An 8382-nucleotide genomic window follows, 5' to 3' on the forward strand; every position below is an offset into this window, starting at 1 on the left:
TCGGACAATGCAAGGCGTAGCCGGTCCCGAAGTCGAGAAGCAGCGTGATATTCAATCCGGCGATCACGACTGCGATCACATAGGCAATAGTGCTCAGCCAGCGCGGCGCGACGAGCTCGCCCATCTTGGCCTTGCTGGCGGTGAACATCACCAGCGGGAAGACGGCGAAGGAAAGCTGCAGGCTGAGCACGACCTGCGTCAGGATCAGCAATTGTGCCGTGCCCTGGTTGCCGTACCAGATGGTCACGATCGCCGCCGGCACGATTGCGATGGCGCGGGTAGTCAGACGGCGTACCCATGGCTGAAGCTTGATCTTCAGGAAGCCTTCCATGACGATCTGGCCCGCAAGCGTTGCCGTCACGGTCGAATTCAGGCCGCAACAGAGCAGGGCGATGCCGAAAAGCGTGGGTGCGATCGCAAGCCCGAGCAGCGGTGACAGCAGCGAGTGCGCCTCGCCGAGTTCGACGATGTCCGTCCGGCCGTGGGCGTTGAATGCGGCTGCGGCAAGGATCAGGATCGAGGCGTTGATCAACAGCGCAAAAGAGAGCGCAAAGGTCGAGTCGATCGTCGCATAGGTCAGCGCTTCCCGCTTTTCCGGCACGGTGTGGCCGTAGGCGCGGGTCTGCACGATGCCGGAATGCAGATAGAGATTATGTGGCATGACTGTCGCGCCGAGAATGCCGAGCGCCAGATAGAGCATTTCCGGGTTGCTGACGATTTCCGTCGTCGGGAAGAAGCCCGTGATGACGGCGCCCCACTGCGGGTCGGCGAGGAAGATCTGCACGCCGAAGCACAGCGCAATGACGCCGAGAAGCGTGATGATGAACGCTTCGATCCAGCGGAAGCCGAGCTTTTGCAGATAGAGAATAAGGAAAACGTCGAGCGCCGTAATCAGCACGCCGAGTTCCAGCGGAACGCCGAAGATCAGGTTGAGGCCGATTGCCGTGCCGATCACCTCGGCAATGTCCGTCGCGATGATTGCGATTTCCGCAAAGGCCCACAGCGGTACGGAAACGATTTTGGGGAAGGCGTCCCGGCAGGCCTGCGCCAGATCGCGGCCAGAAGCAATGGCGAGCCGGGCGCAAAGCGATTGCAGCACGATCGCCATGAGGTTCGAAAGCAGCGCCACAGTCAGCAGCGCGTAGCCGAATTTCGAGCCGCCGGCGAGCGAGGTCGCCCAGTTTCCGGGATCCATATAGCCGACCGCGACCATGTAGCCAGGGCCGGCAAAGGCGGCAATCCGCCGGAGTTTCGATCCCGGGCGGCCTGTGCCGATCGTGCGATAAACGTCTGAAAGCGAGGCTTCTTCGCGGTCGTGTCGCCAGCCGCCTTTTGGAGTACGATTCAAAACATCCATATGATTACCGCTTTTGGGACCAATGCCCCGCACTATGCCCGATTAGAATGATAATGCAAGTCATTCGCAAAATGAAAAATCGGATGCATGTTGGGAAGTTGGCCCATTGCGTTTGCTGCTCCATTGCATACATGGATTGCGATGCCGAGAGCGAGAAGGATTTGAAATGGCCGGATTTTTGAGAAAGCTGGTACCGAAGCGTTTCCGCAAGGAAGGGGTGATCATCCCGGTCGTCAGGCTTCAGGGCGCAATCATGAGCGGCGGCGGCCAGTTCCGCCCGATACTCAATCTCGCCAATGTCGCACCGGTGCTGGAAAAGGCGTTCTCTGACAAGGAAGCTCCCGCTGTCGCCATTGCCGTCAATTCGCCGGGCGGTTCGCCCGTTCAGTCGCGGCTTATCTTCACCCGCATCCGCGAGCTTGCTCGTGAAAAGCAGAAGAAGGTGCTGGTCTTCGTCGAGGACGTGGCGGCCTCCGGCGGCTACATGATCGCGCTTGCCGGCGATGAGATCATTGCCGACCCGACCTCTATCGTCGGTTCGATCGGCGTCGTTTCCGGTGGCTTCGGCTTCCCCGAACTCCTCAAGAAGATCGGCGTCGAGCGCCGCGTCTATACGGCCGGCGAAAACAAGGTCATCCTCGATCCCTTCCAGCCTGAAAAAGAGAAGGACATTGAATATCTGAAGACCCTTCAGCTCGAGATCCACGAGGTCTTCATCACCATGGTGCGCGAACGCCGCGCCGGGAGACTGAAGGATGACGAAACCGTCTTTTCCGGCCTATTCTGGAGCGGCACGCGCGGGCTCGAGCTCGGCCTCGTCGACAGCCTCGGCGACATGCGCCAGGAACTGAAAAGGCGCTACGGCCCGAAGACCAGGCTGCAGCTCGTCACCGCCGCCCGCAGCCTCTTCGGCCGGCGGATGCCCGGTGTCTCGCCCGTCTCGATTGATGGCTTGGCATCAGGTCTCGCGACGGGACTTGTCGAAGCGGCGGAAGAAAAGGCATTGTGGAGCCGCTACGGACTGTGAGAGGAGAAGAAAAAGGGAGATGGCGCAGCTTATAACAATCATAATCCTGGTCGGCGCTGCCTGGTGGCTTTACCGCCGCTTCATCTCCGATGCCAAGCGCTTGCAGGAAAAATCCCGCCGTGCCGAGAAGGAGCGTCAGACCGGCGCCGTCGGCACGCTTGTCAAGGATCCGGTGACCGGCGAATACCGCGTGAAGCGGGAGGATGAATGATGGTGACCAATGAAGAACATGCGCAGGCTCTCGACTGAATACGCGCTTTGCGGCTGCAAGTGCCGGCCGACTACAAGTTCGGTCGTGACAAGGCGAGTTCTTGCAATAGGAGCGTGCTTAACCCCGCTCGACAGCGAAGCAAATGACCGCTTTATCTGAAGCCGGATGCCCGGAGCCCGGGGGAGCGTCGTTTCTTATGGTTCGATATGAGTCGTGTTCGCCGGCTCTCCGTAGGTCGGAATAGTTTGAATTAAATCGCCGATATTAAGCAGGTCGGTCTTCGACCTCTTCCTCAAGCCGCATTGGGGCGATACCCTCGCCAATGACATCGGATGCGCTTGGAAAACGCCCCGTTTTCGGCGAACTCTTCTGCAACGCGTAAATCCTCATCAGACAGCATGACCGTTGTCTTGACGTTGGCGACGGAGCTCCTTCCAAAACATGGTCCGATCATACGTTAAGTATTGACCCTTGCCCTCTCCCATGGCACCTGTCCGGCAAAATACGCAACCGGTGGCTTGTCTCCATGTCTGCATCGATTTCCGACCATATGAACCCGAAGCGCTCGTTCCAGGCGCTGATCCTGACGCTTCATAACTACTGGGCGGACAAGGGTTGTGCGGTTCTGCAGCCCTATGACATGGAGGTCGGCGCCGGTACGTTCCATCCGGCGACCACGCTGCGCGCGCTCGGCCCGAAGCCGTGGAAGGCTGCCTATGTCCAACCGTCGCGCCGTCCGTCGGACGGCCGCTACGGTGAAAACCCAAACCGTCTGCAGCATTATTACCAGTATCAGGTCATCCTGAAGCCGAACCCGCCGAACCTGCAGGAGCTTTACCTCGGCTCCCTGGCGGCGATCGGTCTCGATCCGCTGCTGCACGACATCCGGTTCGTCGAAGACGACTGGGAAAGCCCGACGCTCGGCGCATGGGGGCTGGGCTGGGAGTGCTGGTGCGACGGCATGGAAGTCTCGCAGTTCACTTACTTCCAGCAGGTCTGCGGCATCGAATGCGCGCCGGTTGCCGGCGAACTGACCTATGGCCTCGAGCGTCTGGCGATGTATGTGCAGGGCGTCGACAACGTCTACGACTTGAACTTCAACGGCCGCGAAGGCGACGAAAAGATCAGCTACGGCGACGTCTTCCTGCAGGCCGAACAGGAATACTCACGCCACAACTTCGAATTCGCCAATACCGAGATGCTGCATCGCCATTTCATCGATGCGGAAAAGGAGTGCCAGGCGCTTCTCGCCGCCGGTGCGCCGAGCGACAATGCCAATCAGCTGCTGCACAAGTGTGTATTTCCGGCCTATGACCAGTGCATCAAGGCAAGCCACGTCTTCAACCTCTTGGATGCACGCGGGATGATCTCGGTCACCGAGCGTCAGAGCTATATCCTGCGGGTGCGCACGCTCGCCAAGGCTTGCGGTGAAGCCTTCCTTTTGACGGATGCCGGCGGCATCAATATCGCCGTGGCCGCCGCCTAAGAATGCCGCTTAGCGGCGGTGGTTGGAGCGTACGACGATGCGCCGGGGCGCTGGCCGTGGAGTCTTTCGGAAGACGACGAGAGATGCGATCGCCGACAGGCTCAATAGGTAGATTGCTGCGCTCATTGTCTGATTATTTCCTCGTCGTGAGTTGCGAGTGCACCGTAACCAGGCGGCACATAAGAAAGATATAACCGGCTATGTGTGTGCGGTATCGTGATATTTCGCTAGTCGCTGATGTAAGCCACAGCCCGGAAATGCGGGATGACAATCCAGCGGAAGCCGCATAGTCTCGGTCCAGACTTTGCGTCGTTGCGGGGGATTCGCGATGTATATTGTTGTCGGTGTGATCGTTCTGATCGCGCTTTATCTTGTCTTTATCTATAATGGTCTTGTCCGCGCCCGGCAGATGGCCGAAGAGGCCTGGTCCGGCATCGACGTGCAGCTCAAGCGCCGCGCCGATCTGATCCCAAACCTCATCGAGACCGTCAAGGGCTACGCTACCCACGAAAAGAGCACGCTGGAAGAGGTCGTCGAGCTGCGCAACAAGGCGCAGGCGGTGCCTTCTGGCGATGTAGCGGGCAGGGCGCAAGCGGAAGGCCTTCTCGGCCAGGCGCTGGGCCGTGTTTTGGCGCTAGCCGAAGCCTATCCGGACCTGAAGGCGAACGAGAACTTCTCCGAGCTTCAGGCCTCGCTCGAGACGATGGAAAGCGAAATCCAGATGGCACGCCGGTATTACAACGGCGCTGCCCGTGATCTCAACGTCAAGGTTGAAAGCTTCCCCTCCAATCTGGTCGCCGGGCAGTTCGGCTTCCAGAAGCGGGAATATTTCGAGATCACCAACGAGGCCGACCGCGCCGTTCCGGCCGTCAAATTCTGATATGGGCGTTTGCCTTTGCGCAAAAGCTGCTATGAGCAGGGCCGGTCAAGGCCGCAGGGCGGCTAGCGCAATGGACGGAATAGACAAGCCTCATGAGCAAGGACAAGAAACTCACCATCATCCCGGCTAAGGCTCCGCTCGTGGGGCGCGCCGTGCCGCCGGGCTCGAAGTCGATCACCAACCGCGCGCTGCTCCTGGCCGGCCTCGCCAAGGGTATCAGCCGTCTGACCGGCGCACTGAAGAGCGACGATACGCGCTACATGGCGGATGCGCTGCGCGCCATGGGCGTCGTCATCGACGAACCGGACGATACGAGCTTCGTCGTCACTGGAAGCGGCAAGTTGCTGGCGCCGAAAGCGCCGCTCTTCCTCGGCAATGCCGGCACTGCAACACGCTTCCTGACGGCCGCTGCCGCACTCGTTGATGGCACCGTCGTCGTCGACGGTGATCAGCACATGCGCAAGCGCCCGATCGGCCCGCTCGTTGATGCGTTGCGGTCTCTCGGAATCGATGCGACGGCCGAAACCGGCTGCCCGCCTGTAACCGTCAAGGGGACAGGCTGCTTCGAGGCGAGCCGTATCGGGATCGATGGCGGTCTCTCCAGCCAGTATGTATCCGCGCTGCTGATGATGGCGGCCGGAGGCGACCGCCCGGTGGATATTGAACTCCTCGGCGAGGACATCGGTGCCCTCGGCTACATCGATCTCACGACCGCCGCGATGCGAGCCTTCGGCGCCAAGGTCGAGAAGACGAGCGCAGTCACCTGGCGCGTCGAACCGACCGGCTACACGGCGGCCGATTTCGTCATCGAGCCGGATGCGTCGGCGGCAACTTATCTCTGGGCTGCCGAAGTCCTGACCGGCGGCTCCATCGATCTCGGGGTGCCGAACGGCGCCTTCACGCAGCCGGATGCGCGCGCCTATGAGATGATCGTCAAATTCCCGCGCCTGCCGGCTGAAATCGACGGCTCGCAGATGCAGGACGCGGTTCCGACGCTCGCAGTCCTTGCCGCCTTCAACGAAACGCCCGTCCATTTCGTCGGCATTGCCAATCTGCGCGTCAAGGAATGCGATCGCATCCGCGCGCTGTCGACCGGCCTGACGCAGATTCGCCCGGATCTGGCGCGCGAAGAAGGCGACGATCTCATCGTCCAGTCTGATCCGTCGCTTGCCGGAAGGCGTCTTCCTGCCGAGATCGACACTTTCGCCGACCACCGCATCGCCATGAGCTTCGCGCTCGCCGGGCTGAAGATAGACGGCATCACGATCCTCGATCCGGACTGCGTCGGCAAGACGTTCCCTGCCTATTGGCGCACGCTGGCAGGCCTGGGCGTCAAATATGTGAACGAGGACTGACATTGTCTGAGGCGGCAGCGCGCCGCCGGCGGGGAGAGGTATGATGATCCGGCGGCTTTTCGGCCTTTGCTTCATTCTGTTTCTGGCGCTTGCAGCATATGGGGCAAGTGCCGCGGAGGTCATCAACTCCTTCGCATCAGATATAAAGCTCGAAAAGAGCGGCGCTATGACGGTGACGGAGACAATCACCGTCAATGCCGAGGGCAATCGGATCCGGCGCGGCATCTTCCGCGACTTTCCGCTGACTTTCGTCGATGAAAAAGGTCGCCGCCGCAGCGTCGACTTTGACGTTGTATCGGTGAAACGCGACGGCAATGACGAGCCGTGGAAGACGGAATCCGTCTCCGGTGGCATCCGTATCTATGCTGGGTCGGAAGACGTCATGCTTCCACCAGGCCGCCATCAATATGCCTTCACCTACACCACCAATCGCCAGATCCGCTATTTCGCCGATCACGACGAACTCTATTGGAATGTGACCGGTAACGGCTGGATCTTCCCGATCATGGCCGCGACCGCGACCGTGAACCTGCCAGATGGTGTCATCGCAACCGATACGAATGTCTTCACCGGTGCGCTTGGCGCAAAGGACAAGAATGCCCGGATTTCAGGCGGCAATGCCCGGCCGATCTTCTCGACGACCATGCCGCTCGATGCCAACGAAGGTCTGACGATTGCCGTCAAGCTTCCGAAAGGCGCGATCGATCCACCGAGCGCATCCGATCGGAACATCTGGTGGCTGAAGGACAACCGCGACTATTTCATCGGTTTCGGCGGCCTCCTCCTTGTTTTCCTTTACTACACCCGCTCCTGGCTGAAGGTCGGACGCGACCCTTCCCGCGGCGTCCTTGTGCCGCGCTGGGATCCTCCCGAAGGCATCTCACCGGCGCTCGTCAACTACATCGACAACAAGGGCATTTCAGGCGGGGGTTGGACGGCACTTTCGGCAACGGCGCTGGACCTGGCGGTTCGCGGCTATGTCGCTCTTGAAGACCTCAGGCAATCGATCATCGTACGCCGCACGCAAAAGCCGGTGGGTAAGGAGAAGCTGGAAGCCGGCGAAGCCAGCCTCCTGAGCGCCGTCGCCAACAAGGGCTCGCTGACGATCGACAAGGCAAACGGCGAACGCGTGAAGTCGGTCGGCCAAAGCTTCCGCTCGGCGATCGAGCGGGAACATCGCGGCAAATACTACAATTCCAATACCGGCTATACGACCGGCGGCATCGCGCTCAGCGCTGCCGCACTCGTCGCGCTCTTCGTTTTCGGCACGCTGGAACCCGATGCGATCGTCTTGATGATCATCCCGATCGTCGTTTCTGTCTTCGTCGCCATCTTCGTGGCCGGCTTTGCACGGTCGTTCCGCCCCGGCCAGTCCTTGGGCGGCAAGATCGCCGCTGTGATCGCGATCGCCGTCATCGTTTTTGTCGGCTTCAGCATCGTTTCATCGCTGGCTCTGGCGCTTTTCTCCACGCTCTTGGAGTTCCACGAGACGCCGATGCTCTTTGCCGTCGGCGGCATCGTGCTGCTCAACCTGCTCTATGTCTTCATCATGGGTGCGCCGACGCCGCTTGGTTCGAAGATCATGGATGGCATCGACGGCCTTCGTCAGTATCTGACCCTTGCCGAGAAGGACCGGATGAACATGGCCGGTGCGCCGGAAATGTCGCCCCAACATTTTGAGAGGCTGCTGCCCTATGCGGTTGCACTGGGTGTCGAGAAGCCCTGGACACGCACCTTCGAAACCTGGCTCGCGGCGGCCGCTGCCGGTGCGGCTGCCGCCTATGATCCGTCCTGGTATTACGGCAACTTCAGCAGCGGCAGCTTCTCCGACCGCATCGGCGGCTTCTCGTCGTCGATGGCGTCCACGATCGCCTCGACCATTCCTTCACCTGCGCCCTCCAGTTCCTCTTCCGGTTTTTCCGGTGGCGGCGGTTCTTCGGGTGGTGGCGGGGGAGGCGGCGGCGGTGGCGGCTGGTGAGCTTTCCCGCTTGACCTTTTGCTGTCCCCCCCCTGCCGGGCAGCGCGTACACGGAACAGACGCGGCGTGAACGGTCTGCTGCTGGGCG

Annotated in this window: 7 protein-coding genes; 6 read left to right on the top strand and 1 reads right to left on the bottom strand. The window is 60.6% G+C overall.

What is annotated here, in order from left to right:
- Positions 1-1357 (bottom strand): Nramp family divalent metal transporter (locus C9413_RS22965; RefSeq protein WP_170250950.1); only part of this gene is annotated, 1357 nt, incomplete at its 3' end.
- Between the two features lie 166 nt (positions 1358-1523).
- On the opposite strand from C9413_RS22965, the gene C9413_RS22970 reads away from it, so the two are divergent.
- From C9413_RS22970 to C9413_RS22995, 6 genes are all read left to right on the top strand, one after another.
- Positions 1524-2384, top strand: coding sequence for a S49 family peptidase (locus C9413_RS22970; protein WP_039844146.1), 861 nt, complete (start codon positions 1524-1526; stop codon positions 2382-2384).
- Between the two features lie 19 nt (positions 2385-2403).
- Positions 2404-2595, top strand: a complete 192-nt coding sequence (locus C9413_RS22975; protein ID WP_039844147.1) for a membrane protein — start codon at positions 2404-2406, stop codon at positions 2593-2595.
- A 526-nt stretch (positions 2596-3121) separates the two neighbouring features.
- Entirely contained in the window at positions 3122-4081 is a 960-nt protein-coding gene (locus C9413_RS22980; protein WP_039844148.1) for a glycine--tRNA ligase subunit alpha, read from the top strand.
- Between the two features lie 328 nt (positions 4082-4409).
- Positions 4410-4961 carry a LemA family protein gene (locus C9413_RS22985; RefSeq protein WP_039844149.1) on the top strand — a complete coding sequence of 184 codons (552 nt, stop codon included), beginning with the start codon at positions 4410-4412 and terminating at the stop codon, positions 4959-4961.
- A 92-nt stretch (positions 4962-5053) separates the two neighbouring features.
- A complete protein-coding gene (locus C9413_RS22990) occupies positions 5054-6316 on the top strand; it encodes a 3-phosphoshikimate 1-carboxyvinyltransferase (RefSeq protein WP_039844150.1) in 1263 nt (420 codons plus the stop codon).
- A gap of 43 nt (positions 6317-6359) precedes the next feature.
- A complete protein-coding gene (locus C9413_RS22995; protein ID WP_039846647.1) occupies positions 6360-8294 on the top strand; it encodes a DUF2207 domain-containing protein in 1935 nt (644 codons plus the stop codon).
- The last annotated feature ends 88 nt before the right edge of the window (positions 8295-8382 follow it).

Source organism: Rhizobium sp. SEMIA 4085 (assembly GCF_013004495.1).
Classification (GTDB): domain Bacteria; phylum Pseudomonadota; class Alphaproteobacteria; order Rhizobiales; family Rhizobiaceae; genus Rhizobium; species Rhizobium gallicum.